2 protein-coding genes are annotated in these 1,297 nt (G+C 75.0%); both read left to right on the top strand.

The genetic code is table 11. The features are described from left to right. Positions 1 to 501, top strand: a 501-nt coding sequence (locus L2I40_RS23330; RefSeq protein ID WP_237217740.1) for a tetraacyldisaccharide 4'-kinase, incomplete at its 5' end; no start/stop codon positions are given. A gap of 72 nt (positions 502 to 573) precedes the next feature. Continuing rightward, a complete protein-coding gene (locus tag L2I40_RS23325) occupies positions 574 to 1,200 on the top strand; it encodes a TetR/AcrR family transcriptional regulator (protein WP_237217739.1) in 627 nt (208 codons plus the stop codon). Positions 1,201 to 1,297 lie beyond the last annotated feature (97 nt).

The raw sequence follows: 1,297 nt of genomic DNA, 5'->3' as shown, positions 1-1,297 counted from the left end.
GGCAACGGGCGGGTGATCCCCGCCGGGCCGCTGCGCGAGCCGGTGGCGCGCGCCGCGTCGCGCTGCCGGGCGGCGGTGCTGATCGGCGGCGACGAATGCGGCGCGCTGGAGCAGCTGCCGCCGTCCCTGCCCGTGCTGCGGGCGCGGCTGGTGGCCGGGCCGGAAGCCGCGATGCTGGCCGGCCAGCCGGTCTTCGCCTTCTGCGGCATCGCCAACCCGGCGAAGTTCTTCGCGACCCTGAGCGAGGCCGGGGCGGTGGTGGCCGGCCGGGCGCCCTTCGCCGACCACTACCCCTATGACGACAGCGACCTCGAGGACCTGCTGGCCCAGGCCGAGGCGCTGCGGGCGGTCCCGGTAACCACCAAGAAGGACTTCGTCCGGATCCCCGCGAAATACCGCTCCCGCGTCACCGTCGTGACCGTCGGGCTCGCCTGGGAGGAGCCGGCGGCGATCGAGGGGCTGCTGGACCCGCTGGTGGCCCGGGTGCCCATGCCGGCCTGATCGTTCCAGCCTGACTGTACCGGCTGGACGGTTTGCTCTTGACGAACCGTCCGGCCGGTATAGTTGAGGGGCATGAACGATGCCCCCGTGACAAGCCTCGTCCCTTCGGCGCCCGCGTCCGCCCCGCATGCGGACGCCCGGACCCGCGTCCTCGACGCCGCCGAGGCGATCATCCAGGCGCGCGGCGTCGCCGGCCTGACGCTGGAGGCCGCGGCGCGCGACGCCGGGGTGTCGAAGGGCGGGCTGCTCTACCACTTCGCCTCGAAGGAGGCGCTGCTCGACGCGATGCTGCGGCGCTTGGCCGCCTTCATGGAGGGGCAGTACGAGATGGGCGTCGCCGCCCAGCCGCCCGGCCCCGGGCGGGTTGCGCGAGCCTGCCTCGAATGGGGTTTCGGCGAGGCCGATCCGGCCGGCGAGGGGCCGCTGCACGCCTGCGACGAGCGGCACGACCGGGCCTCTGCGGTGTTCCTGGCCGCCTTCCACCACGATCCCGCGCTGCTCGACCCGATCCGCGCTGTCGTAGCGCGCATGCGCGTCGACATCGCTGCCGACGGCCTGCCGCCCGGTGTCGGCAACGCCATCAACGCGGCCTGCGACGGCATGCTGCTCGCGCGGCTGTTCCGCCTCTACGAACCGACGCCGGCCGAGCGCGCCGAGACCCGCGCGGCGCTGCTGCGCCTGCTGGAGGCCGCGCGATGAGCCGTGGCGCGAAGTGGCTCGCCGGCGCCGTGCTGCTCGCCGCGGCCGGCGGGGCGGGGTTCCTCTGGATGGCGAAGGGCGAGGCCGAGCGGGCCGT

Origin of the sequence: Falsiroseomonas oryziterrae (assembly GCF_021864505.1) — a bacterium.
In the GTDB taxonomy this organism is placed as follows: domain Bacteria; phylum Pseudomonadota; class Alphaproteobacteria; order Acetobacterales; family Acetobacteraceae; genus Falsiroseomonas; species Falsiroseomonas oryziterrae.
This window is presented reverse-complemented; position numbering and strand designations above follow the sequence as displayed.

Excerpts from the sequence above, each read along its gene's own strand:
- L2I40_RS23325 (WP_237217739.1), top strand. The coding sequence starts at position 574 with ATGAACGATGCCCCCGTGACAAGCCTCGTCCCTTCGGCGCCCGCGTCC.